Raw genomic sequence first — 23,051 nt, 5'->3', positions numbered from 1 at the left:
GGCGCACACCGTCCGTCGTGCCGGCGAACGGCCACTGGCGTGCGGGGAAACACACGTGTTCCGTCACGAAGGGCCGGACCCCGATGATGCGGCCGCATCGATCAGCGCGCCGCCGCGCGCAGGCGTTCGACGACGGCGGCTTCGAGTCCATCGCCCTCGCGGCGCAGGCGCGCGAGTTCGGTGCGGTTCCAGTCGGCGGCGATGACGCCGTCGAGCAGCAGCACGGCGCGGTCGAGGAAGCGTTCGGCCACTTCCAGTCCGTGCGTGGCGAGCAGCACGGCGGCGCCCGCGTCGGCGCGGCGGCGCAGTTCCGATTTCAGCGCGTAGGCCGCAAGCGGGTCGAGGCCGTTGAGCACTTCGTCGAGCAACAGCAGCGGCGGATCGCCGAGCAGGGCGAGCACCACGGCGAGTTTCTGGCGCGTGCCGAGCGAGCAGTCGCCGACCTCGTGTTCGAGCCAGCGCTGCAGGCCGAGCGTGTGCGACAGCGAGAGACCCGCCTCGATCGCCGTGCGGTCGAGGCCGCGCGTGTGCGCCACCAGTTCGATGCACTGCCGCACGCGCAGCGAGGCCGGCAGGCGTTCGGGTTCGACCGCCACGCCGAGACGGCGGCGTGCCTCGACCGGCCGGGCGTGCAGGTCGATGCCGTCGACATGCACCGTGCCTTCGCACGGCAGCTGCCCGGACAGGGCGCGCAGCAGGCTGCTCTTGCCCGAGCCGTTCGGGCCGATCAGGCCGACGAGTTCGCCGCCCTGCAGCTGCAGGTCGACGCCGCGCAGCACGGGTGTCGCGGCGTAGGCGAGGCGCAGGGCGCGGGCGTCGAGGCGCGCTGCGGCGTCCGGCTGCGTTGCGATCGTCATGTCCGCATCGCCCTGCGCAGCAGCCAGCCGGTCTGCAGCAGCCAGGCGGGCAGCGCCAGCGGCGGCATCGCCTGCAGGATCGCGAGCAACAGCACGACGTGCAGCGCGACGAGCACGGGGATGCGACGCGGCGTGCGACGCGACGCGGCGACGCATGCCGCCTGCAGCGTGCCGCCGGCGAACAGCACGCCGCACGCGATCCATGCGAGCCGGGGTGTGCCGAGCGCGACGAACAGCACGCCCGCGGCCAGCATCGCGAGCCCCAGCACCGCGGCGGGCACGCCGGCGGTGCCGCGCAGCAACGCGCTCGCACGCAGCGGCTGCGGCGCGAGCCAGGCCTGCGCCGCCACCACCACGCCGAGGCTTCGCCGCCACGCGCCGAGCAGCCATGCCACCACGAGCCCGCACACCAGCATCACGCCCACCACGATCGGGCCGCTGCCCATCGGCACCAGCAGCAGCAGCAGCACGCCGCCGGCCAGCGTCCGTGCGCGGAAGGCGACGCCGGCCTCGATCGTCTGCCAGCGCCAGAGGCGGCCGGTACCGACGTCGGCGACGGCCGAGCGCTGGCGCAGCGTGGCCGCGGCCCGGTGCGTGCCGCGCACCGGCAGCCACGGCGCGAGCGTCGCGGCGAGCGGCACGAGCGCCACCGCGACGGCCAGCGCGCGGCTGCCGATGCCGCTCGATGCCAGCGCACCGAGCAGCACGACGAGCTGCAGCGCCGCCTCGGTCGCATGCCGGCGCCACGCGCGCCGGCGCAGCATCGCCGCCGGCAACGGCTGCACCGCGAGCCAGCCGCTGCGCGCCGATGCGGCGTCCTCGGCGGCGATGCGTGCCTGGCGCAGCAGCAGCACGGCAAGCAGCACGGCGGCGGCGGCCATCGGCCACTGCTGCACGATGCCGCGCAGCTGCGCCGCCACATCGAGCCGCGCGATCTGCCGCGGCGCCTGCCACGCGACGAAGGCCGCGAGCGCGCCCAGCGCCGTGGCGTGGAAGGCGGTTTCGGCGGCATTCGCGCGCCAGCGTGCGACGCGGTTGTGCCACAGCAGCCGGGCCTGCGCACGGAACGGATCGAAGAAGAGCATGGACGCCATGCCGGGCTGACCGCGCCGCGCGCCGCACAGTTCCGACGCGCCGACTCAGCCCGGCTCGTCCTCGTCCGGCGGCGGCGCCACCCCGCGGCCTTCGAGCGTGAGGCGGCCGGCCAGCAGCACCGCCTGCGTGCGCGAATGCGCGCCGAGCTTGCGCAGGATCGCGGTCATGTGTGCCTTGACGGTGGCCTCGGACACGTCGAGCTCGTACGCGATCTGCTTGTTGAGCAGCCCGTTGCAGACCATCGCGAGCACCCGGTACTGCTGCGGCGTGAGTTCGGCCACGCGCTTGGCCATCGCCTCCTCTTCCGGATCGAGCGCGGTGTGTTGCGTCGCGACGCCCGGCGGCAGCCAGGTTTCGCCGTCGAGCACCGCGTGCAGAGCGGTGCCGATCGTGGCGATGTCGGAGGACTTCGGAATGAAGCCGGCGGCGCCGTGCCCGATGGCGCGGCGCATCAGCGCGCTCTCCTCGCGCGCCGACACCACGATGACCGGCAGCGCCGGGAAACTCGCGCGCACGTGCGCGAGCGCGCTGAAACCGTGGGCGCCGGGCATGTTGAGATCGAGCAGCAGCAGCTCGGCCTGCGGATGCGCGCCGGCCAGCTCGACCAGCGAGGCGACGCTGTCGGCTTCGCGCAGCGCGGCATCGGGCAGCACCTGCATCACCGCGCGGCGCAGGGCATCGCGGAACAGCGGATGGTCGTCGGCGATGAGGATTTCGCGCATCGGGCGGAGTCGGTATCGGGCCGGCCTGTGCGGGAGCTTGGCATCGGGAACGGCGCGGCGCCAACTAGACCTTGGCCTAGCGTGCGCAACGCAGGGCGCGTGGACGTCGGCGCCCACGCGGCACCCGTCGGTCCGTCACCTGATCAGCCGCTCCTTCACGAGGCTGTCGACCACCGCCGGATCCGCCAGCGTCGAGGTGTCGCCGAGCTGGTCCGGCGCGTTCTCGGCGATCTTGCGCAGGATGCGGCGCATGATCTTGCCCGAACGCGTCTTCGGCAGGCCGGGCGCCCACTGCAGGAAATCCGGGGTCGCGATCGGCCCGATCTCCTTGCGCACCCAGGCCACGAGTTCCTTGCGCAAGTCCTCGCTCGGCGTCTCGCCCTTGTTGAGCGTGACGTAGGCGTAGATGCCCTGGCCCTTGATCTCGTGCGCGCAGCCCACCACGGCCGCCTCGGCCACCTTCGGATGTGCGACCAGCGCGCTTTCGACCTCCGCCGTGCCGATGCGGTGGCCGCTGACGTTGATCACGTCGTCGACGCGGCCGGTGATCCAGTAGTAGCCGTCCGCATCGCGGCGCACGCCGTCGCCGGTGAAATACGTGCCGGGATAGGTCCGGAAGTAGGTGTCGATGAAACGCTGGTGGTCGCCGTACAGCGTGCGCATCTGGCCCGGCCACGAATCGAGCAGCACGAGGTTGCCTTCCGCCGCGCCGTCGAGTACGGTGCCCGAGGCATCGACCACGGCCGGCTTCACGCCGAAGAACGGTTTCGTCGCCGAGCCCGGCTTCTGCGGGATCGCGCCGGCGAGCGGCGTGATCAGGATGCCGCCGGTTTCGGTCTGCCACCAGGTATCGACGATCGGGCAGCGCTCGTCGCCGACCACGCGCCAGTACCACTCCCACGCTTCGGGATTGATCGGTTCGCCGACGCTGCCGAGCAGGCGCAGGCTCGCGCGCGAGGTCTTCTTCACCGGCGCCTCGCCCTCGCGCATCAGCGCGCGGATCGCGGTGGGCGCGGTGTAGAACAGCGTGACCTTGTGCTTGTCGACCACCTGCCAGAAGCGGCTCGTGTCCGGATAGTTCGGCACGCCTTCGAACATCACGGTGGTCGCGCCGTTCGCGAGCGGGCCGTAGAGCAGGTAGCTGTGGCCGGTGACCCAGCCGACGTCGGCCGTGCACCAGTACACGTCGTCCTCGCGCAGGTCGAACACGCTTTCGTGCGTGTAGCTTGCGTAGACGAGATAGCCGCCGGTGGTGTGCAGCACGCCCTTCGGCTTGCCCGTCGAACCGGAGGTGTAGAGGATGAACAGCGGGTCCTCGGCGTTCATGCGCTCGGGGTCGCAGGTGTCGGGCTGGCCCTCGACGAGGGTGTGGTACCAGCGGTCGCGCGGGGCCTGCATCTGGATCGCGCCGCCGGTGTGGCGCACGACGATGACGGTCTCGACCACGCTGGTACCGTCGCGCCGGAGCGCCTCGTCCACGTTCGCCTTCAGCGCGACCGGCTTGCCGCCGCGCACGCCTTCGTCGGCGGTGATGACCACCTTCGAGCCGCAGTCGGCGATGCGGCCGGCGAGCGAATCGGGCGAGAAGCCGCCGAACACCACCGAATGCACCGCACCGATGCGCGTGCACGCGAGCATCGCGACGGCGGCCTCCACGATCATCGGAAGATAGATCGTGACGCGATCGCCCTTGCCGACGCCGAGGTTGCGCAGCGCATTCGCGAAGCGGCACACGCGTGCATGCAGCTCGCGGTAGCTCAGCCGTTCGGACACCTCGGGGTTGTCGCCTTCCCAGATCACCGCGGTCTTGTCGCCGCGCGTGGCGAGGTGGCGGTCGAGGCAGTTGACGCTGACGTTGAGCTCGCCGTCGGCGTACCAGCGGATGTGGAAATCCTCCAGCGCGTAGCTCGTGTCCTTGATCCGCGTCGGCGCGCGCATCCAGTCCAGGCGCCTGGCGATGTCGGCCCAGAAGGCGTCCGGGTCGGCCACCGATGCGGCGTAGAGCCTGTCGTAGTCCTCGGGCTTGAAACGCGACTTCGCCGTGAACTCGGGCGAGGCGGTATGCAGACGGTCGTTCGACATGGCAGGTCCTGACACGAAGGGAAAGATGTGGAGTGCATACGTTGCGCGCACGGGGTCTCCGGTTCTAGCACCGGCACGCGATGGACCAATTAGACCTTGGTCGAAACCGCGCCCGGTATCGACCAAAGGCGAATGGTCGCATGCGTCATCGTGCATTCAGACTCCAGACGCTCGCATCCTGGGGAGGAACCGCACCATGAGCTTCGCGACGAAGATCGCAACAACGGCGCTGAGCGCGGCAATCGTTGCCGCGTGTGCGCTTCCGCAAACCGCCCATGCACAGTCCGAACGCGAACTCGCGCTCGAAGCGCGCGTGGCCGAACTCGAACGCATGGTGCAGTCGCTGGTGTCGCAGCAGCAGACGCTGACCACCCAGCAGCAGGCCACCGCGCAGCAACTCGACGCGATGCCAGCGGCGCGATCGCTGCCGGCCGGCACGCAGCCGGTGCAGGCAACGTCGATCATGCCGAACGCGCTGGCCGGCACGCGTTTCAGCTACGGCGGCTTCATCAAGTTCGACGCGATGGCCACCGACACGCCCGACGGCCTGATCGCGGACGGTTCCGCGGGCCGTCTGTTCTACCTGCCCGGTGCGATCCCCGTCGGCGGCAGCAACGACGACGCCTACACCGACGTGCACGCCCAGTTTTCGCGCTTCTGGTTCGGCGCCGATTCGGAAACCGACAACGGCGACAAGCTCAAGGCCTATCTCGAATTCGATCTGTTCGGCGGCGGCAGCAACGCGCTGCTCGGCAACGAGGTGGCGACCAACACGCACGGCCTCGCACTGCGCCAGGCCTACGTGAGCTGGAACAAGTGGCTGGCCGGCCAGACCTGGTCGAACTTCCAGGACACCGCGGCCTTGCCCGACGCGGTCGACTTCGTCGGCACCACCGAAGGCACGATCTTCGTGCGCCAGGCGCAGATCCGCTACACCAACGGGCCGTGGTCGGTCTCGCTGGAAAATCCCGAAACCACCGTGCAGGCCTTCGGCGGTGCCACGCGCAGCAACAGCGAAAACAACGTGCTGCCCGACGCCACCGCGCGCTGGATCACCAAGGGCGACTGGGGCCATTTCACCGTCGCCGGGCTGCTGCGCCAGCTGCGCGTGAACACGCCCGGCGGCGACCAGTCCGACACCGGTGCCGCGCTCAGCGCCTCGGGCAAGTTCGTGCTCGGACCGAGCGACGACATCCGCTACATGGTCAACGCCGGCTCCGGCATCGGCCGGTACCTGGGCTTCGGCATTTCGGCCGATGCGGTGGCCAACGCCGGCGGCGACATCGACGCGATCGACGGCTACGGCGCGTTCGCCGCGTGGCGCCACGTGTTCAGTCCCAAGGTGCGTACCAACCTGATGTATTCGACCGCGATGTTCGACAACGACAAGGTCAATACCGGCTTCGGCGTCACCGAGAAGGTGCACAGCTTCCACGCCAACGTGATCTACACGCCCATCGCCAAGCTCGATGTCGGCGCGGAACTCATCTGGGCGCAACGCCAGCTCGAAGACGCGCGCGAGGGCGATCTGCGTCGCCTGCACATGTCGGTCAAATACAACTTCTAAGGGGAGGACGCACTCATGGCAACCGTCACCGCCGGGCAACCGGCGCAACTCACGCAGGGTCACCGCAAGGTCATCGTCGCGTCCAGCCTCGGCACCGTGTTCGAGTGGTACGACTTCTATCTGTACGGTTCGCTCGCGGCGATCATCGCCAAGCAGTTCTTCACCGCGCTCAATCCGACCAGCGGCTTCATCTTCGCGCTGCTCGCGTTCGCCGCCGGTTTCGCGGTGCGGCCGTTCGGCGCGCTGGTGTTCGGCCGCCTCGGCGACATCATCGGCCGCAAGTACACCTTCCTCGTCACCATCGTGATCATGGGCCTGTCGACCTTCCTGGTCGGCATCCTGCCCACGTACGCCACGATCGGCATTGCCGCACCGATCATCCTGATCCTGCTGCGGCTGGCGCAGGGTCTGGCGCTCGGCGGCGAGTACGGCGGTGCGGCCACCTACGTGGCCGAACACGCGCCGATGGGCAAGCGCGGCCTGTACACGAGCTTCATCCAGACCACCGCGACGCTGGGCCTGTTCCTGTCGCTGCTCGTGATCCTGGGTTGCCGCCTGTGGCTGGGCAACGAAGCCTTCGAGGCCTGGGGCTGGCGCATCCCGTTCCTGCTGTCGGTGATCCTGCTCGGCGTGTCGGTGTGGATCCGCCTGCAGTTGAACGAATCGCCGCTGTTCCAGCAGATGAAGGCCGAAGGCAAGGGCTCCAAGGCGCCGATCACCGAAAGCTTCCTGACCAAGAAAAACGGCAGCATCGCGCTGCTTGCCCTGCTCGGCGGCACTGCCGGCCAGGCCGTGGTGTGGTATGCGGGCCAGTTCTATGCGCTGTTCTTCCTCACCCAGACGCTGAAGGTGGATCCGACGACGGCCAATCTGCTGATCGCCGGCGCGCTCATCATCGGCACGCCGTTCTTCATCGTGTTCGGCTGGCTGTCGGACAAGATCGGGCGCAAGCCCATCATCCTCGGCGGCTGCCTGATCGCGGCGCTGACCTACTTCCCGATCTTCACCGGGCTGACGCACTTCGCCAACCCGGCGGTGGAGCGTGCCGCGGCCACGAGCCCGGTGGTGGTCACCGCCGATCCGGACGCCTGCACGTTCCAGTTCAATCCGGTCGGCACCTCGAAGTTCACCGATTCGTGCGACGTGGCCAAGGGCGCACTCGCCCGCGGCGGCGTGCCGTATTCGAACGTCGAGGCGCCGGCGGGCACGCTGGCGACGATCTCGGTCGGCAGCACGGTGATCAACTCCTACGAAGCCGCAGGCATCTCCGCGGAAGAGTCCGCCGCCCAGGCCGCGCGCTTCAACGGTGAACTCAAGGCCGCGCTGACGGCGGCGGGGTATCCGGAGAAAGCGGACCCGGCGCAGATCAACAAGCCGATGGTGCTGGTGCTGCTGACCATCCTCGTGCTGTACGTGACGATGGTCTACGGCCCGATCGCGGCCTGGCTGGTCGAGCTCTTCCCGACCCGCATCCGCTACACCTCGATGTCGCTGCCGTACCACATCGGCAACGGCTGGTTCGGCGGCTTCCTGCCGACCACCGCATTCGCGCTCGTGGCCCTCACCGGCGACATCTATTACGGCCTGTGGTACCCGATCGTCATCGCGCTGATGACGGTGGTGATCGGCACCTTCTTCACGCCCGAAACCAAAGACGTGGACATCTCCAAGTAAGGTTCCCCGGCGGCCGCGGCCTCGTGCCGCGGCCGCCCTTGCAGCGCGGTGCAACCGCGAACCCTCGGCTTGCCGGGGGTTTCTTTTTTCGAATCGTCGCACGCGTCAGCGCTACGGCCTTCAGCGCAATCTGTCAGGGTCTTTTGTAGACCGTGTCGCGTCTGCCGACCGTCAGCACGAGCACCACCAGCCGGTGGTCCTGGATGTCGCAGACCAGGCGGATGTCGCCGACCCTGTAGCGCCAGAAATCCCCGAGCGGACCGCGAAGTGCCTTGCCGATGGAGCGGGCGTTATCGGCCGTTGCGATCCGTGTCCGGAGGAACTGCAGCACGCGTTCGGCGTCGTTGTGTCCCAGCTTGCCGAGCTGCCGCGACGCCGAGGCCGCGAATTCAATGACCCAAGGCAAGCGCGCGCTCTACCTCGTCCAGCGACAACGTTGCTTCCTCGCCGCGGCGCACGCGGTCGAGCGTCTCGGCGGCAAGGTAGTAATCCTCCAGCTCGTCGAGTCCGCGCTCGATGATCTGACGCAGATAAAACGCCTTGGTTCTACCGGTTGCGCTGGCAAGATCATCAAGACGTCGTTCGGTGTCGGCGGCCAGCCGGATGGACGTGGGCATGCGCAGCATCTCGTTGGCGATACATGTATTCATTGTATCGCCAGTGCGACCTCTCGGCCATGGCGCGTCGTGATCGGAACGCCGCCGCTTGTCCGGGAGCGCGACGATCCCCGCGGAAACACGTGTCGGAACATCGGCGGGAGCACCCGCAGGCCTCCCGCCGAACCCAGGCGCTACGCCCGTTTGATCAGGCTGATCAGGAACAGCAGGATCACCGCGCCGATGAAGGCGTTGATGATCGAACCGAGGATGCCGCCGCCGATCACCACGCCCAGCATGCCCAGCACCCAGCCGCCGATGAAGGCGCCGAGGATGCCGACCACGATGTTGCCGAGGATGCCGAGGCCCCGGCCGCGCATCACGAGCGCCGCGAGCCAGCCGGCAATGCCGCCGACGAGCAGGATGATGATCAGGCCTTGCAAGGATATTGTCATGGTGCGGTCCCTCCCAGCGCGGGCTCATGCCCGGGCCGATGGTGGGAGAGGCGGCGGGTGCGCGTCAAACCCGGCTGCGTCGACATCCGGCGACAGACGGCGTTCGCGCGGATGCCGGACGTGACGCCGGCTGCGACGAAACGTGTGTCCGGCTCAGTCGCCGCCGCCGCCGCCGTCGGACCCGGCGTCGCTGCCGCCGTCGACCGAATCCAGGTCGCGATCCATGCCGCCCGCGACATGCGTGCCGACCACCGCGCCGCCGACCGCAAGCGGGGCCACGTCGGCACTGCCGCGGCGCTGCGCCGCTTCGCGCATCCGGCGCAGTTCATCGGGACCGAGCAGGGTGGTGACATCGCGGCTGCGCGCGTCGATGCGGGCCGACGCCAGCGCCACCACGCCGATCAGCAGGAACGCCAGCGCGCCGATCAGGCACAGCACCGCGAGGCCCATCGACGGGGTCTTGAACACCACGGCGAAACAGACCAGCGAACCGACAAACCACAACCAGCGCATACGGCTCTCCTCGGCCATCCGGGCCGGGCGCTAGTGTATCCGGTCGCCGGCGCCGGTCCAGCCGGCCCGCGCCCTCACAGCAGCGGCGACAGTAGCCGCGCAAACGCCTCGGCCAGGCGCCGCCACCACGGCGCGCGGCGTCGGTCGGCGTGGATCTCGACGCTGTCGGGCATGTAGCCGTCCCACACCCGCTCGAGCGCGCTCGCAATCCCGGTGTCGTGGATCAGCACCGAGAGTTCGAAATTCACCCGGAAGCTGCGGTTATCGAAGTTGGCGCTGCCCAGCAGCGCGATGTCGTGGTCCACCAGCAGGGCCTTGGAATGCAGCATGCCGGGCCGGTACTCGAACACGCGCACGCCGGCGGCGAACAGTTCGTCGTAGTACGACCGTGCCGCGGCCGTGACGATGCGCGAATCGCTCCTGCGCGGCACCAGAACGCGCACGTCCACGCCGCGCAACGCGGCGGACGTGATCGCAAAGCGCGCGGCCTCGCCGGGCACGAAGTACGGCGTCATCAGCCACGCGCGCTGTTCGGCCTGGTGCAGCGCTTCCACGTGCAGGCGATGGATCGATTCCCACGGCGAGTCCGGCCCCGACGGCAGGATCAGCGCCGGCACGCCGCCGGTGGGCAGCTCCGGCCACAGCCGCGCGTCGCGCAGCGCCACGCGCGCGGCGTAGACCCAGTCCTCGAGAAAGGTCAGCTGCAGACCGCGCACGGCCTCGCCCTCGAAGCGCAGGTGCAGGTCGCGGTAGGCCGCCGGATTGATGCGCTCGTCCTGGTCGTCGGTGATGTTGATGCCGCCGGTGAAGCCGATCCGTCCATCCACGACGACGATCTTGCGGTGGCTGCGCAGGTTGATCTTCGGACGGCGCAGCAGCCGCACGCGAAACGGATGGAACCACGCGACCTCGCCGCCCGCCTCCTTCAGCGGTTTCAGGAAGCGGTTGGACGCGCGCCCGGAACCGACACCGTCGAGCAGCAGCCGCACCCGCACGCCGGCGCGCGCGCGCTCGATCAGCGCGTCGCGCAAGGCGGTGCCGGTGCGGTCCGGCTCGAAGATGTAGTAGGCAAGATGGATGTGGTGCGTGGCCGCGGCGATGGCGTCGAGCAACGCGGGGAAGGTCTGTGCGCCGTTTTCCAGCAGCGTCGGCCGCAGTGCTGCGCTCGGCTCCAACCCGGTGGAGGCGCGCGCCAGCAGCGACAGCTTCACGCATTCGTCGAGGCGGTCGCGCGCCAGCGACACCTCGGCGCGGCCGAGCCGGCTGCGCGCGCGGATGCGCTTCATCCGCTGCCGGCGGATGCGCTGCGGCCCGAGCAGGAAATAGATCACGAAGCCCAGGTACGGCAGCGCCGCCAGCGACAGCACCCAGCTCAGCGTCGCGGCCGGCTCGCGCTTCTGCAGCACGATCCAGCCGGCCAGCAGCACCAGGTAGGCGAACCACGCGATCGACACGTACAGCCCGATGTGCGGGATGTCCGCGATGCGGTTCCAGAGCTGGGCGAGGGCGTCGGGCATCGGCACAGCTTATGCGAGCCGGGTGACGGCTGCGCGGCGCCGCACCGCAAAGGCGCCGCCGCGACATGTCGCAATCGCTGCGACATCCGGGCAGCATGGTCGCCCCATGCAGCACGAACGCATCAAGGGGCGCGGCAGCGCGCTGAACCTCGAAGGCCGCTACATCCAGCGCCGGCACGAGGCCGAGGACGACGGCTGGTTCGTCGATGGCGAACCGGCGTCGCCGCCGCGCACCACCGTCACCGACGAACGCGCGCGCAGCATCGTCAGCCACAACCAGTCGCCGGACCTTGGCTTTACCGCGTCGATCAACCCGTATCGCGGCTGCGAGCACGGCTGCTCGTACTGCTACGCGCGGCCGTCGCACAGCTATCTCGAACTGTCGCCCGGCCTCGATTTCGAGACGAAACTCTACGCCAAGACCAACGCCGCCGAGCTGCTGCGCGCCGAACTCGCCAGACCCGGCTACGTCGTCTCGCCGATCGCGCTCGGCGCCAACACTGATCCGTACCAGCCGATCGAAAAACGCTACCGCATCACGCGGCAGATCCTCGAGGTGCTGCACGAGACCCGGCACCCGGTGTCCATCGTCACGAAGAACGCGATGGTCGAACGCGACCTCGACCTGCTCGCGCCGATGGCGCGCGACAACCTTGCCAAGGTCTATCTCTCGGTCACCACGCTCGACAACAGGCTCGCCGCGCGCATGGAGCCGCGCGCCTCGGCCCCGTACCGCAAGATCGAGGCCCTGCGCCGCCTGCGCGATGCCGGCGTGCCCACCGGCGTGATGTTCGCCCCGGTGATCCCGATGATCAACGACATGGAGCTCGAAGCCGTGGTCGAAGCCGCGGCGGACGCCGGCGCGCGCAGTGCCGGCTACGTCATGCTGCGCCTGCCGCACGAACTGAAGGACCTCTTCCGCGACTGGCTCGCGCTGCACTTTCCCGATCGCGCCGCGCACGTGATGAGCCTCATCCGGCAGTCGCGCGGCGGCAAGGACTACGACGCCGATTTCGCCACGCGCCAGAGCGGCACCGGCGTATTCGCGCAGCTCGCCGCGCGCCGCTTCCGCCTCGCCGTGCGCAAGGCCGGCTTCGGCGAGCACGGCCGCAACCTCGATCTGGACACGACGAAGTTCGTGAAGCCGCGCAAGCCGTCGCCGCAGGGCGAACTGTTCCTGTAGCGACGCAATCCACCATGCACCTGTGCGCAGGTCATCGCACACCGACATCGTCCGGCCGCAGCGCGTGACGTTCGGCACCGGCCCGCGCAACGTCGGTACCGCAGCATCGCCGGCCCTCTCGAAGCGAACCGGAATACCATGACGATGCACCGCTGGACGATGGCTGCCCTGCTTGCCCTGGCCGTGTCGGCGCCGGCTCACGCCGGGCCGGACGAAGACGCGATCCGTGGCCTCGCGGACCGCATCGCGCAGGCCTGGCGCGAGGGCGATGCCGCGTTTCTCGACAGCGTGTTCGACGCGCGCTACATCCACACCAACACACGCGGCCTGGTCACCGATCGCGCGTTCGATCTGGACGAAGTCCGCCGCCGCGATCCGCACTTCGACACCTACACCCACAGCGATGTCGACGTGATCGTGCACGGCGACAGCGCCATCGCGAGCGGTCGCACCGCGGTGGCGGGGCGCTACGGCGACACGCCGTTCGCGCTCGATCTGCGCTTTACCGACACCTTCGTCCGCCGCGACGGTGTGTGGCGTCTGGCAGCCACGCACGTCACGCCGCTGCCCGCTCCGCGACGCTGAGCGTCGCTATGGCGCGCTCTCCAGACCGTCGCCGAACAGCACCGCACCGCAGGTTTCCGCCTGCGCCGGCAGCACCAGCACGTGGAACTGCGTCCCCGCGCTGACCGGTGTTCCGAAGGTATCGACGCGCCAGCCGCCGCCGTCGTAACGCACGGCGAAGTGGTTGGCGACGTCGTCGCCGACGTACTGGCGCGTCACCTGGGGCGCGGCGCACGGATTGCCGTCCAGCAGCGGATGCGGCAGCGGGATCAGGCTCGCGCCGGTGTCCGGCACCACGCGGAACGCGTTCGGGCTCGGCGCCTGCGCGTAGACGTTGAAGCCCGCGTTTTCCGGCATGGGCGCATCGTCCATGTTGTCGATGAACCAGCGCGTGCCGTTCCAGAACAGCCCCACCGGATGCGGGTTGTAGATTGGCGCGATCGACCAGTTCTGCGTCACCAGCACGATGCGATCGCCCAGGTCGTTGAGTGCGCTGTTGTCGAGGCTGGTGTAGTTGCCGAAGCTGTTCGCCGCGGTCGCCGTGTGGCGGAACGTGCCGCTGCCCGCGGCCGGGACGAAGACCTCGAAGTGCGCATCGAGCGGCATCGTGCTGCCATCCTGCGAAAACACCGCCCATCGGCTGCCGGACTGGTAGACGCCCAGTGGCCGGTCGTAGACCGACGCCGACGCCCGGTACGGCGTCGCGAAGACGTTGGCCGCAGGCATCGATGTGGTGGACGGATGCAGGATCTGGGTCTCGTTGGCAAACGTGGTGGCCGGTTCGGCCGCATGCAGGAACGCGGTGTCGCCGAACTCGTAGGCACCGATGTCGGCCGATACCGGTTCGGGGCCCTTGATGCGGCGCAAGCCGTCGGCATCGGTGGCCGGCAGCGCATTGAGGATGATGCCCAAGCCGAGCGCTGCGGTGTCTGCCGCGTCGATGGCGGGCGAGGCGGCCGTCAGGCGCGGCACGGCGCTCGATTGCAGCCGCGCGGGTGCCGTGATCGTCGCTGGGCCGAGCGTGGCGACGTTCGAGGCCGCGTTGATGAGGTTGTGGTCGTTGGTCGGCAGCGCGGCGAGCTCGCTCGAGAGCGTCAGCCCGCGGAACGCGGCGATGACATTGTTGAGCACCGTTCCCTCGACCTGCGCCGTGGGCTCCCCGCCCACCCAGCGCAAGGCCAGAATGCCGTTCGAGGCGTTGGTCACGGTGTTGTTCACCACCACCGCATGCAGCCTGCCCGCATCCACCGTCATCGCGATGCCGTTGCCGTTGCCGTCGCCCGCGTCGCCACCGGACGGTCCCACCACCACGTTGTTGAACGCACGCACCGAGTAGTCCGACGGCGACAGCGCCGCCAGCCCCTCGCTGAAATGCACGCCGCCGCGGAAGAATCCGCCGCGCACCGTATTGCCGTGCACGCGGGTCGTGCCGCTGCCGCCATTCACCGCGCTGAGCTGGATGCCTGCGCCGTCGCCGGGCGTGGCACCGGCGCGCGTGATCCGGTTCTCGAAGACGCGGGCGTTGAGCTCGGCTCCGTCGGCCTCCAGCGAGATCATCGCGGCGTTGATTCCGGTCGGCCGGCCGCGCAGGCGATTGCGCTCGATGCGCGCATCGACTGTGCCACCGAGCGCACGCACGCCGATGTAACCGCCGAACGTCGTCGGCAACGCCTGCCGGAAGGTCAGATCGCGCAGCGTGAACGCGCCGTTGCCGGCATTGTTGAACGACACCGACACGTAGCCGTCGGTGAAGGTCAACCCCTCCAGCACCACCACCACGTCGCCGCTGATCGGCGCCACGCCGATGAACACGTTGTTGCCCGGCGCGAACTGTGCGTCCACGCCCGGCGCCGCGCGCAGCGTCAGGCTGCGGTTGGGGATGTTGAGCGTCTCGTCGATCGGTTCGGACGTGACGATGACGATCTCGGCATCGGGCGCCGCGCCGTCGATGCAGGCCTGCAACGTGGCGTTGCACGGCAGCGTGCCGGGCCAGACGTAGGACGTGGTGCCGGCCAGCGCGGGGCCGGCGGCGACGGCGAGAAGCAGAAGCCCGGCACGCGCGAACGCGGACAGGGAAACGGGTGGAACATCGGGCAGCGAGCGCATGCGTCGTCTCCGGCAGAAGCCGCCCCCGCGGCAGGCCCGCCGGCGGCGGCGGGGTCATGCTGGAGGTACGGAACCGCCGGGTTGGATCGGACATACGCAATCCAGGCCGGTAGGGCGCAAGGTGAGATCACTCGAACCGTGGCGGCGCGCTCCCGACCGCACTCGGGCCCTGCCGCGGGCCCGGAAAACCTCACTCGAAGCCGTCGTCGAACACGTCCGGGCTGGCCAGCTTGAACGTGATGCGGGCAGTGCAGTGCGCAACCACCGGGGCGGTGACGTAGACGTCGCCGTCCATGCCGCCGCCGCACTCGCCCGGTGCCTTGCCGATCGTCGCGACCGCGTAGCCCGGGGCCGGCACCACGACGAACTCGGCGCGATTGCTGTGCAGTACCTGCTGCGCCACCGCCGGCATGAGCGTGCCGTGCGCCCCGACCACAGGCGTCACGGAAAACAGCTGGTTCTTGCCGTGGTCCAGGCGTGCCAGGGCGAAATCGACGCGATAGTCGTTGGGCACGTCCGGATCATCGGCGGACGCGATACCGGTCAGCAGCACGCGGTCACCCTCGAGGAGCACGGTGGATGCTCCGTCTGACTGGTATTGCAGGCCCTGGTCGAAAGCCACGGTACTTGTGCCGGGTGTGATGTCGTTCTTGAACGTGGGATCGAGTGTCCCATCGGCGAGAATGCGCATCGCGAGGAAATCCCACGCCACTTGCGAACCGGGACTCACACGCCCGGCAAGAACGAGGCGTTCGTCCTGCAGCACGGCGACATCGCGGATCGACATGCTGCAACCGAACGCATAGTCGACGCAGGGGTCGAACACGCGCTGTCCGGAGGGACCGAAGCTCAGGTCGCGTGCACCGCTGTCGGTGAGCTTGACCACGGCAGCGCGTTCGTATCCAGGAAGGGCAGTCTGCGCGTTTCCGGCGACCACGATTCCGCCGTCGGGAGACACGTCGATCGCATAGGCAGAATCGTGGTCGGCGAAGCCTGCGTCGAATGCGATTCTTGCAACGCCGCCGTCAGCGAACTCGGCCACTTTCTGGCCGTTGGCCGCAGCCAATCGCATGACCAGGAAATCCCTGTTCGACGCTTGCACCCATCCGGCAGCGAGAATGTCGCCGTTCGCGGCGAGTGCCACGTCCTCGAATCCGGAGTCGACGATACCGTCGACCAACACGGAACCGTCATCGCCGAACCCCGCGTCGAGCACGCCTTCCGGCATCAGGCGGACTACGCGTGCCTCATGATTCCATGTGGTACCGGCAACGACGATACGGCGATCGGCCTGCACTGCGAGCGCACGCAGATTGCCCCCGCCGATGTCGACGCACCCCGGCGTCTGAGACGCGCCGAACGTGCTGTCGAGCACACCCGACGGAAGCAGGCGACAGACCACCATCGCCGGGTTGGACAGTCCTACAAGCAGCCGCCCGTCTGGCTGGAGCGCGGCCGCGGAAAGATAGCCGAACATCCCGTACGCCTCCGGCACGGGCGTGACCGCCAGACCGCCGTTGCCGAAGGACGCGTCGAGCGTGCCGTCATGATGGAGGCGGACGATCTGCAGCACGGGACTGTCGCTGGTGGCGTTGGGATTGTCGGCCAGATACAGCCGACCCGCGGCGTCCCGCAACGCAAATCCGGGTTTGGGCAAGGTGGCAACAACCACCGACGCCGGCAACGCCACCGTCGTCTTGCCTCCCGTGCCGAATGAGGGGTCGAGGTGTCCGGCGGGTGCTGCGTCGGCGTGGCCGGGCAGCAACCCGGCAACGACGATCGCGCAGGCGGCGGCGAAACGCGGGTGTGAAGGCATCACGACACGGCACTCCGGTGACGCCGGCCATCGACGGAACTGTCGGGAAGGGGCGTATGGAGAGCCGTACGCCGCGGCGGCAGCTTGCGGCGCATCTGCAGCCAAACGCTTCGCCGTGTCCGTGCAGATGCCCTGCGGAAATGTCCCAGATCGGTGCTCCGCCCCGACGCGGCACTCAGCTGCCAAGCACCTCGCGCGGATCGCGCGTCGCCGGGCAGTGGTCGAACTGCACGCCGATGCCGTGCGCGCCGAGCACCGCGGCAAACTGCCGCTGGCGCCGCTGGAAGGCATCGAAACGGCGCGAGAGGGTGTTCGCGTCCACGCCGGCGGGGGCGAAGCCGCGGTCGGCCCAGGCGTCCAGGTCCAGCAGGGCGATGCGGACCTCGCCGTCGGCGAATCGCGCGAGCGGCTCGGGCGGTGCGTCGAGCCATTCCTCGCTGCCGGGCGCCAGCAGCGCGGCTTCGATCAGCGGCCACAGCGGGCCGAGGCCGGCATGTTCGTATTGCATCGCGGTGAGCGCGCACAGGTCGTGCACGCTCATGTAGCGCACGTGTTCCAGGCGCGTGCCGAATGCGGTCTGCGCGAACAGTGCGGTGGACGCGTCGGCCATGCCGGTGTCGAGCAGGCGTTCTTCCATCGCGCGTCCGACGGCCACCAGCGCATCGGCACCGCCCAGCAGCGCGAACGGCACCAGATGCAGCGCCCCGCCGGCCAGCGCGGCGTCGGGCTGCAGGCCGGCGGGCATCGCGCCGTCCGCCGCGCCGAAGCCGAGCACGCGCGCCGCCCCGCGCCCGGGCGCGGCCAGTGCCAGCTGCGCGAGCGCCGCGTGCCGCGGCCAGCCCGGGCGCAGCAATTCGGCCGGATCGAAGGCCGCGGCGGCGATGGCGAGATCGAGGCGTTCCACGCCCGGCAACAATCGCTGCAGGTCGTTCGACACATGGTCGGCCAGCATCGACGCGGCATCGCGATCGAGCAGCGCGCGTGCGAGTGGCGCGCCGCTCTCGAGCGCGAAGACACCGAAGCTGTGCAGGGGTGCGGACATGACGGGCTCGCGACGGGACACCGCGAAAGGCGACGGGTTGCGGTGACTCGCTACAGTACCATCGACCTCCGTCCATTCCCGAGCGACCGATCGCCACGATGCTCCACTCGCTCCGCCTCGAACTGCGCAGCCTGCTCGAATACTTCCTGCTGCCGGGTATCGCCGCCGTGCTGCCGTGGCCGATCGCGTTCCGTCTGCTGCGTTTCGCGGTGCGGTATCCGGGCCTGTACGAAGAGGAGTGGCGACCCGCGCTGGCGCAGGCCAGGCGCTTCGTGCCGATCGACGACGAGGCACGCTGGGCGCACCTCTATCGCCTGTCGCGCGCCGTGGACCACGCCGATTTCTGGACCAGCCGGCTGCGCGGCGATGGCTGGCTGCGCCGGCATGTCGACGTGCGGCAGCCGTTTCCCGCGCTCGACGGTCCGGCCGTCGGCGTCTTCTTCCACTGGTGCGCCGGGCTCTGGGGCGCGCGTGCGCTGAAGGCCAGCGGGCCGCGCGCCTCGGTGCTGGCCGGGCGCTTCAGCACGCGGTCGATGGGCGGCGCGCGGCTGGGCTACCTCTACGGCCACATCCGCCTGCGCGAACTGGCGCGCGCCTCCGGCAATCCGCTGATCTATGCCCCGGGCACGGTCAAGCGCGCGCTCGAAACCCTCGCCGCAGGCCGCTGGGTGTGCGGCACGCCGGACGTGCCACCCACCGAAACCGCGCTCGGCGTGCCGGTGACGCTGTTCGACCGGCCCGCGGTGTTTGCCGAAGGCCTGCTGCTGATCGCGCGCCGCGCCAACGTGCCGGTGGTGCTGTTCACGCTCGGCCTGGATCCGGTCACCGGCCGTCGCGACCAGCGCGTGGCCGGTCCGTTCGACCCGCACGATCCGGCCTTGCTGCAGCACATCGTCGACTACTGGCAATCACTGCTACGCGAACGCTCGTGGGGATTCACGCTGTGGCCGGCGATGCCGGCGTGGTTCGCCCCGGCTGCGGCATCCGTGCCGTCGCCAGTGCCGCGCAACCCGCACCCCGCCTGACCCGCGGCGTCGATCACCGTCCGCCGGCGTATGGGGCTGCGTTATCATCCCGGATCGACGCACTTCCGCTGTTGCCACGAGTCCCCAGAATGGCCAAGAACCGCGCCCTGCGCCCCGTCGGAATCATCGGCGGCGTGCGCATCCCCTTCGTCCGCAACAACACCGCCTACTCGGATGTCGGCAACCTCGGCATGTCGATCCGCACGCTCGGCGCGCTGGTCGAACGCTTCGGCCTGCACGGCCAGCACCTGGGGGAAGTGGCGATGGGTGCGGTGCTGAAGCACTCGTCGGACTGGAACATCGGGCGCGAGGCCACGCTGTCGTCGGGCCTGGCGCCGACCACGCCCGGCATCACCATGCAGCGCGCCTGCGGCACCAGCCTCGACACGGTGGTGGCCATCGCCAACAAGATCGCCGTCGGCCAGATCGAGGCCGGCATCGGTGGCGGTTCGGATACCACGTCCGACGTGCCGATCGCCGTCAGCCGCGAATTCCGCCGCCGCCTGCTCAACCTCAACATGGCGCGCACCTTCGGCGACCGCATGAAGGCGTTCAAGGGCTTCTCGTGGCGCGAGATCAAGCCCGAGTTCCCCGGCGTGGGCGAACCGCGCACCGGCAAGAGCATGGGCGAACACTGCGAGATGATGGCGAAGGAGTGGAACATCTCCCGTGCCGACCAGGACCAGCTCGCCTACGACTCGCACCGCAAGGCCGCCGCCGCGTACGAGCGCGGCTTCTTCCGCGACCTGGTGGTGCCGTTCCGCGGCGTGGAGCGCGACAACATCCTGCGCCCGGACACAACGCCGGAAAAACTCGCCACGCTCAAACCCGCGTTCGACAAGACCTCGGGCAAGGGCACGCTGACCGCCGGCAACTCCACGCCGCTGACCGACGGCGCGAGCGCCGTACTGCTCGGCACCGAGGAATGGGCCACGTCGCGCGGGCTGAAGGTGCAGGCGTGGATCACCGATTCGCAGGTGGCGGCGGTGGATTTCGTGCACGGCGAAGGCCTGTTGATGGCACCGGCGTGGGCCGTGCCGCAGATGCTCGCGCGCAACAAGCTGACCTTCGCCGATTTTGACTTCTTCGAAATCCACGAAGCGTTCGCCGCGCAGGTGTTGTGCACGCTGCGGGCGTGGGAATCGGAGACCTTCTGCCGCGATCGGCTGGGACTTGCCGCACCGCTCGGCAGCATCGATCCGGCCAAACTCAACGTGGTCGGTTCGTCGCTGGCCGTGGGCCACCCGTTCGCCGCGACCGGCGCGCGCATCGTCGCCACGCTCGCGAAGCTGCTGGAAGAAAAAGGCTCCGGCCGCGGCCTGATCTCGATCTGCACCGCCGGCGGCATGGGCGTGACGGCGATCATCGAACGCTGAGACTGTGGCACGTTCCCGGCGCTTCAGGCACCGGGAATCCGATTCTCCGGAACCGGAGTCGACAACTTCCGACTCCGGTCCCGGCCGGTCCCGCTATTCCTCGAACCCGTCGGCAAACAGTGCGGCGGGCTTCTGGCCGAACACCACGGTGATCGTGCAGTCCGCGACGATGGCGCCCGTGGTGTAGACCGACCCATACAGCGCGCCACCGCAGCCTTCCGCCGAGACGATCATCTCACCCGGCGCCGGCGTCAGGTCGAACTCGACGTGATCGCTGTGCGTGACATCCTGTGCGCCCGGAGGCGTGCTCGTGCCGTTGCCGGCGATGTCGACGGAAACATCGAAAAACGTCGTGTCGAGACCGTGGTCCAGGCGCGCCACCGCGAAGTCGGTCTGTGCCCACGGGTTGGGATCGATCGGAGGCAGCACCGCGCTGCCTGCGAGAACGAGACGGGCGCCATCCAGCGCCACCTGTTGGGCCCTGTCCGCAGACAAGTCCTCGTCGATCAGCGCAAAATCGACCGATGCCACTCCCTGGCCGTTGCCGAAGCCCGGATCCGCATCGCCGGTCGGCGACAGCTGCAGGGCCAGGAAATCCGACGATTCGCTGGTCGGCGTTCGTGTGAAGCCTGCCAGCACGATGCGGCCATCGGGCAGCACGACGGAATCGCGCGACTCGCTGGAGCATGCAGTCGCGCATGGATCGTACAGGCGGATGCCTCCGTCGAACGAGGGATCCAGTTCGCCGTCCGGTCCAAGCTTGAGGGCAAGCAGGGTGTGCGACAGGGCGGGGCCGGCATCGGGGTTGTTGTCGGAAGACACATAGCCCGTGACGAGCAGCGACCCGTCGGACAGCGCGTGCACGCGCGTCGCCACATCGTCCTTGCGGCCCGGGGACGATCCTGCGTTGATCGCGATCACTTTTGCCCCGTCGGCACCGAACGCTTCATTCGGCGCACCGTTCGGGTCGACGCGGAACAGCAGCACGTCGTCTTCGTCGTCGGGATCCAGGCGCACGCGTCCTGCAGCAATCAGGTCGCCATTCGGCGCAACGTCGATCGAGACCAGTCCGGAATCGGCGTATGCGCCGGTGAGCAACGCCGTGCCGTTGTCGCCGAATGTTTCGTCGTCGCTGCCGTCGGGCTCCAGCCGCAGCAACAGCGAGCCCACGGACTTGCGGTCCGCGGCCACGACGATGCGCCCGTCCTGTTGCACGTAGAGCGCATGCGCGGCCTGGTTGGCGCCGAACAGCCGGCAACCGGGCGTTTCCGGATCGCCGAACGTGCTGTCCGGCGTGCCGGACGGCAGGAGCCGGCAGAGCAGGGTCCGGTTCGTCGTTTCTCCTGTTGCCAGCGCCCAGCCGGCGACGAGCAGCTTTCCGTCCTGCTGAAGCGCCGTCGCCAGCGCGGCATTCCTGCCCTGGACGACGTCAAGGACGACACGACCGCCGTCGCCGAACGCAGGGTCGATCGCCCCGTCGTAGCGCATGCGCGTCACGCCGATCGCGATATCGGCTCCCTCCCGACGCACGAGTCCGGTGAGATACATCCTGCCGCCGGGGGCCATGGTCAACGCGGTCAGATCGTCGTCGTTGCCGAAGGTGTCGACAAGGGTGCCGGCGAGGTCGAACGCGGTGGTTTGCATGCCGTCGGCGTCGAACGTGGGATCGAGGGTGCCTGAGGGTACGGCATGCGCAGCACAACACGCGCCAAGCGCAAATACCGCCGTGGCGGTGCGAAACAGGGGCAGATTCATGAGCGACTCCGTCGTCGGTGGGCGAAGATGCCCGTAGAAAACCGAATCAGCGGGGCACCTTCACCTGCATACGCAGTCCGGAGCGTCAGGGCTCAGGCATGGCAGCTGCGAAACGGTCGAACGGCGGAGGGTCTTGTCAGCGACCGCGCGAACGCGTTCATCCGACCCGTCGCCGGATGCGGATGCGGTCGATCGGCACGGCGGCGACCTCGCCGTCGCGGCCACCGCGGCGCGGCTGGCCCGGTTCGGGGCCGAAGGCGTGCGCGTAGATCACCTCGTAGGTGGCCGGCAGGCGCGTGTCCGGCTGGCGGAAGGCCTCGTACGCTTCCACCGCACGCCGCAGGCGCTGCTTGCCGGTGAGCGTGCGCCGCCGCGCTGCGAGCGCGTTGCCGGCGCCGATGCCGTGCAGTTCGCGCATCAGCGTCATCGCGTCGGCGTACGTCAGCGTGAAGGTATCGCCGTCGAGCACCGGGTCGCGGAAGCCGGCGGCGAGCATCGCGTCGCCGACGGTCTGGATCGGCGCGAACGGGCTCACGTGTTCCTCGTCGTCGGCGTGGGCGAACGCTTCTCGCAGTTCGTGCAGCGTGTCGGGGCCGAACGTCGAGCACAGCAGCAGGCCGCCGGGCGACAGCACGCGACGCCATTCGGCGAACAGCGCGGGCAGGTCGGGAATCCACTGCATGCAGAGGTTCGAGAAGATGACATCGACGCTGCCGTCGGACAGCGGCACGGCGCTGGCGTCGGCGTTGACGCGCGAGAACTTCGGGCGCCACCAGCCGGCGTGCCTGCGTGCTTCGACGAGCATCGGCAACGCCAGATCGAGCGCGATGACGTGCGCCTTTGGCCAGCGCTGCTTCAGCGCGGCACTGGCGCGACCGGGGCCGGCACCGAGGTCGAGGATGCGCTTCGGTGGCGTTTTCGCGTAGTCGAGTTGTTCGAGCAGGCGCGATTCGACTTCGCGCTGCAGCACCGCGGTCGCGCTGTAGGCGGACGCGGCGCGGCCGAAGGCGCGGCGGATCTGGCGGGAGTCGAACGGGGAGGGCATGGAGCGCGGCATTGTACCCGCGCGTCGCGGCGCCACGGTGTCGCTGCCGTGCGCGTTGCGG

General features: G+C 69.3%; 20 protein-coding genes. 6 read left to right on the top strand and 14 right to left on the bottom strand.

All coding sequences use genetic code 11. The features are described 5' to 3' along the window. Positions 1–101: 101 nt before the first annotated feature. The 4 genes from HNQ52_RS06025 to acs form a co-directional block, all read right to left on the bottom strand. The gene (locus HNQ52_RS06025; RefSeq protein ID WP_183960212.1) at positions 102–857 is read right to left on the bottom strand and encodes an ATP-binding cassette domain-containing protein; all 756 of its coding nucleotides are present in this window, start codon (positions 855–857) and stop codon (positions 102–104) included. Then, the gene (locus HNQ52_RS06020) at positions 854–1,951 is read right to left on the bottom strand and encodes a hypothetical protein (protein WP_183960211.1); all 1,098 of its coding nucleotides are present in this window, start codon (positions 1,949–1,951) and stop codon (positions 854–856) included. Before HNQ52_RS06020 ends, HNQ52_RS06025 begins: the two co-directional genes overlap by 4 nt. Before the next feature lie 45 nt (positions 1,952–1,996). Beyond that, complete coding sequence (locus tag HNQ52_RS06015; RefSeq protein ID WP_183960210.1) at positions 1,997–2,674, bottom strand: response regulator transcription factor; 678 nt, start codon at positions 2,672–2,674, stop codon at positions 1,997–1,999. Positions 2,675–2,809: 135 nt separating this feature from the next. After that, positions 2,810–4,756: an acetate--CoA ligase gene (acs, locus tag HNQ52_RS06010; protein ID WP_183960209.1), complete on the bottom strand. Its 1,947-nt coding sequence runs from the start codon at positions 4,754–4,756 to the stop codon at positions 2,810–2,812. A gap of 196 nt (positions 4,757–4,952) precedes the next feature. On the opposite strand from acs, the gene HNQ52_RS06005 reads away from it, so the two are divergent. Continuing rightward, entirely contained in the window at positions 4,953–6,323 is a 1,371-nt protein-coding gene (locus HNQ52_RS06005; protein WP_183960208.1) for a DcaP family trimeric outer membrane transporter, read from the top strand. 15 nt (positions 6,324–6,338) lie between these two features. After that, positions 6,339–7,997 carry an MFS transporter gene (locus tag HNQ52_RS06000; protein ID WP_183960207.1) on the top strand — a complete coding sequence of 553 codons (1,659 nt, stop codon included), beginning with the start codon at positions 6,339–6,341 and terminating at the stop codon, positions 7,995–7,997. Between the two features lie 133 nt (positions 7,998–8,130). Here HNQ52_RS06000 and HNQ52_RS05995 read toward each other — a convergent pair whose 3' ends face one another. The 5 genes from HNQ52_RS05995 to cls all read right to left on the bottom strand — a co-directional run bounded on the left by HNQ52_RS05995 (position 8,131) and on the right by cls (position 11,078). Beyond that, a complete protein-coding gene (locus HNQ52_RS05995) occupies positions 8,131–8,403 on the bottom strand; it encodes a type II toxin-antitoxin system RelE family toxin (RefSeq protein WP_183960206.1) in 273 nt (90 codons plus the stop codon). Next, complete coding sequence (gene relB / locus HNQ52_RS05990) at positions 8,387–8,614, bottom strand: type II toxin-antitoxin system RelB family antitoxin (RefSeq protein ID WP_183960205.1); 228 nt, start codon at positions 8,612–8,614, stop codon at positions 8,387–8,389. The genes HNQ52_RS05995 and relB overlap by 17 nt, the downstream gene beginning before the upstream one ends. Positions 8,615–8,787: 173 nt before the next feature. Further along, entirely contained in the window at positions 8,788–9,048 is a 261-nt protein-coding gene (locus tag HNQ52_RS05985; protein ID WP_221281960.1) for a GlsB/YeaQ/YmgE family stress response membrane protein, read from the bottom strand. Positions 9,049–9,201: 153 nt separating this feature from the next. Continuing rightward, positions 9,202–9,561: a hypothetical protein gene (locus HNQ52_RS17060; RefSeq protein WP_246387624.1), complete on the bottom strand. Its 360-nt coding sequence runs from the start codon at positions 9,559–9,561 to the stop codon at positions 9,202–9,204. A gap of 74 nt (positions 9,562–9,635) precedes the next feature. Further along, the gene (cls, locus tag HNQ52_RS05975) at positions 9,636–11,078 is read right to left on the bottom strand and encodes a cardiolipin synthase (RefSeq protein ID WP_183960204.1); all 1,443 of its coding nucleotides are present in this window, start codon (positions 11,076–11,078) and stop codon (positions 9,636–9,638) included. A gap of 106 nt (positions 11,079–11,184) precedes the next feature. On the opposite strand from cls, the gene HNQ52_RS05970 reads away from it, so the two are divergent. Together HNQ52_RS05970 and HNQ52_RS05965 are read left to right on the top strand one after the other, a co-directional pair. Beyond that, a complete protein-coding gene (locus HNQ52_RS05970; protein ID WP_183960203.1) occupies positions 11,185–12,261 on the top strand; it encodes a PA0069 family radical SAM protein in 1,077 nt (358 codons plus the stop codon). 144 nt (positions 12,262–12,405) lie between these two features. Then, entirely contained in the window at positions 12,406–12,846 is a 441-nt protein-coding gene (locus HNQ52_RS05965; protein ID WP_183960202.1) for a nuclear transport factor 2 family protein, read from the top strand. Positions 12,847–12,852: 6 nt separating this feature from the next. Here the strand turns inward: HNQ52_RS05965 and HNQ52_RS05960 are convergent, their stop codons facing one another. The 3 genes from HNQ52_RS05960 to HNQ52_RS05950 form a co-directional block, all read right to left on the bottom strand. Continuing rightward, positions 12,853–14,931, bottom strand: coding sequence for a DUF7452 domain-containing protein (locus tag HNQ52_RS05960; protein WP_183960201.1), 2,079 nt, complete (start codon positions 14,929–14,931; stop codon positions 12,853–12,855). A gap of 190 nt (positions 14,932–15,121) precedes the next feature. Then, positions 15,122–16,933, bottom strand: coding sequence for an NHL repeat-containing protein (locus tag HNQ52_RS05955; protein WP_183960200.1), 1,812 nt, complete (start codon positions 16,931–16,933; stop codon positions 15,122–15,124). Further along, positions 16,923–17,789: a hypothetical protein gene (locus HNQ52_RS05950; RefSeq protein WP_183960199.1), complete on the bottom strand. Its 867-nt coding sequence runs from the start codon at positions 17,787–17,789 to the stop codon at positions 16,923–16,925. The genes HNQ52_RS05955 and HNQ52_RS05950 overlap by 11 nt, the downstream gene beginning before the upstream one ends. A 98-nt stretch (positions 17,790–17,887) precedes the next feature. Between HNQ52_RS05950 and HNQ52_RS05945 the strand changes: the two genes are divergently transcribed. Together HNQ52_RS05945 and HNQ52_RS05940 are read left to right on the top strand one after the other, a co-directional pair. Beyond that, positions 17,888–18,814: a lysophospholipid acyltransferase family protein gene (locus HNQ52_RS05945; protein ID WP_183960198.1), complete on the top strand. Its 927-nt coding sequence runs from the start codon at positions 17,888–17,890 to the stop codon at positions 18,812–18,814. A gap of 89 nt (positions 18,815–18,903) precedes the next feature. After that, entirely contained in the window at positions 18,904–20,190 is a 1,287-nt protein-coding gene (locus HNQ52_RS05940) for an acetyl-CoA C-acetyltransferase (protein ID WP_183960197.1), read from the top strand. 93 nt (positions 20,191–20,283) lie between these two features. Here HNQ52_RS05940 and HNQ52_RS05935 read toward each other — a convergent pair whose 3' ends face one another. After that, positions 20,284–21,945, bottom strand: coding sequence for a hypothetical protein (locus HNQ52_RS05935; RefSeq protein ID WP_183960196.1), 1,662 nt, complete (start codon positions 21,943–21,945; stop codon positions 20,284–20,286). Positions 21,946–22,102: 157 nt separating this feature from the next. Next, positions 22,103–22,990, bottom strand: coding sequence for a malonyl-ACP O-methyltransferase BioC (gene bioC / locus HNQ52_RS05930; RefSeq protein WP_183960195.1), 888 nt, complete (start codon positions 22,988–22,990; stop codon positions 22,103–22,105). Positions 22,991–23,051 lie beyond the last annotated feature (61 nt).

Source organism: Chiayiivirga flava (assembly GCF_014202825.1).
Lineage (GTDB): Bacteria > Pseudomonadota > Gammaproteobacteria > Xanthomonadales > Xanthomonadaceae > Chiayiivirga > Chiayiivirga flava.
Note: the sequence above shows the minus strand (reverse complement) of the source record. Positions and strands in the feature narration are given on the sequence as shown.

What these genes read in the sequence shown, in the direction of transcription:
- HNQ52_RS05935 (WP_183960196.1), bottom strand. Translation starts at nt 21,945, where the DNA reads ATGAATCTGCCCCTGTTTCGCACCGCCACGGCGGTATTTGCGCTTGGC.
- relB (WP_183960205.1), bottom strand. Translation starts at nt 8,614, where the DNA reads ATGCCCACGTCCATCCGGCTGGCCGCCGACACCGAACGACGTCTTGAT.
- HNQ52_RS05950 (WP_183960199.1), bottom strand. Translation starts at nt 17,789, where the DNA reads ATGTCCGCACCCCTGCACAGCTTCGGTGTCTTCGCGCTCGAGAGCGGC.
- HNQ52_RS06000 (WP_183960207.1), top strand. Translation starts at nt 6,339, where the DNA reads ATGGCAACCGTCACCGCCGGGCAACCGGCGCAACTCACGCAGGGTCAC.
- HNQ52_RS05960 (WP_183960201.1), bottom strand. Translation starts at nt 14,931, where the DNA reads ATGCGCTCGCTGCCCGATGTTCCACCCGTTTCCCTGTCCGCGTTCGCG.
- HNQ52_RS06025 (WP_183960212.1), bottom strand. Translation starts at nt 857, where the DNA reads ATGACGATCGCAACGCAGCCGGACGCCGCAGCGCGCCTCGACGCCCGC.
- bioC (WP_183960195.1), bottom strand. Translation starts at nt 22,990, where the DNA reads ATGCCCTCCCCGTTCGACTCCCGCCAGATCCGCCGCGCCTTCGGCCGC.
- HNQ52_RS05965 (WP_183960202.1), top strand. Translation starts at nt 12,406, where the DNA reads ATGCACCGCTGGACGATGGCTGCCCTGCTTGCCCTGGCCGTGTCGGCG.
- cls (WP_183960204.1), bottom strand. Translation starts at nt 11,078, where the DNA reads ATGCCCGACGCCCTCGCCCAGCTCTGGAACCGCATCGCGGACATCCCG.
- acs (WP_183960209.1), bottom strand. Translation starts at nt 4,756, where the DNA reads ATGTCGAACGACCGTCTGCATACCGCCTCGCCCGAGTTCACGGCGAAG.
- HNQ52_RS17060 (WP_246387624.1), bottom strand. Translation starts at nt 9,561, where the DNA reads ATGCGCTGGTTGTGGTTTGTCGGTTCGCTGGTCTGTTTCGCCGTGGTG.
- HNQ52_RS06005 (WP_183960208.1), top strand. Translation starts at nt 4,953, where the DNA reads ATGAGCTTCGCGACGAAGATCGCAACAACGGCGCTGAGCGCGGCAATC.
- HNQ52_RS05970 (WP_183960203.1), top strand. Translation starts at nt 11,185, where the DNA reads ATGCAGCACGAACGCATCAAGGGGCGCGGCAGCGCGCTGAACCTCGAA.
- HNQ52_RS05940 (WP_183960197.1), top strand. Translation starts at nt 18,904, where the DNA reads ATGGCCAAGAACCGCGCCCTGCGCCCCGTCGGAATCATCGGCGGCGTG.
- HNQ52_RS05945 (WP_183960198.1), top strand. Translation starts at nt 17,888, where the DNA reads ATGCTCCACTCGCTCCGCCTCGAACTGCGCAGCCTGCTCGAATACTTC.
- HNQ52_RS06015 (WP_183960210.1), bottom strand. Translation starts at nt 2,674, where the DNA reads ATGCGCGAAATCCTCATCGCCGACGACCATCCGCTGTTCCGCGATGCC.
- HNQ52_RS06020 (WP_183960211.1), bottom strand. Translation starts at nt 1,951, where the DNA reads ATGGCGTCCATGCTCTTCTTCGATCCGTTCCGTGCGCAGGCCCGGCTG.
- HNQ52_RS05985 (WP_221281960.1), bottom strand. Translation starts at nt 9,048, where the DNA reads ATGACAATATCCTTGCAAGGCCTGATCATCATCCTGCTCGTCGGCGGC.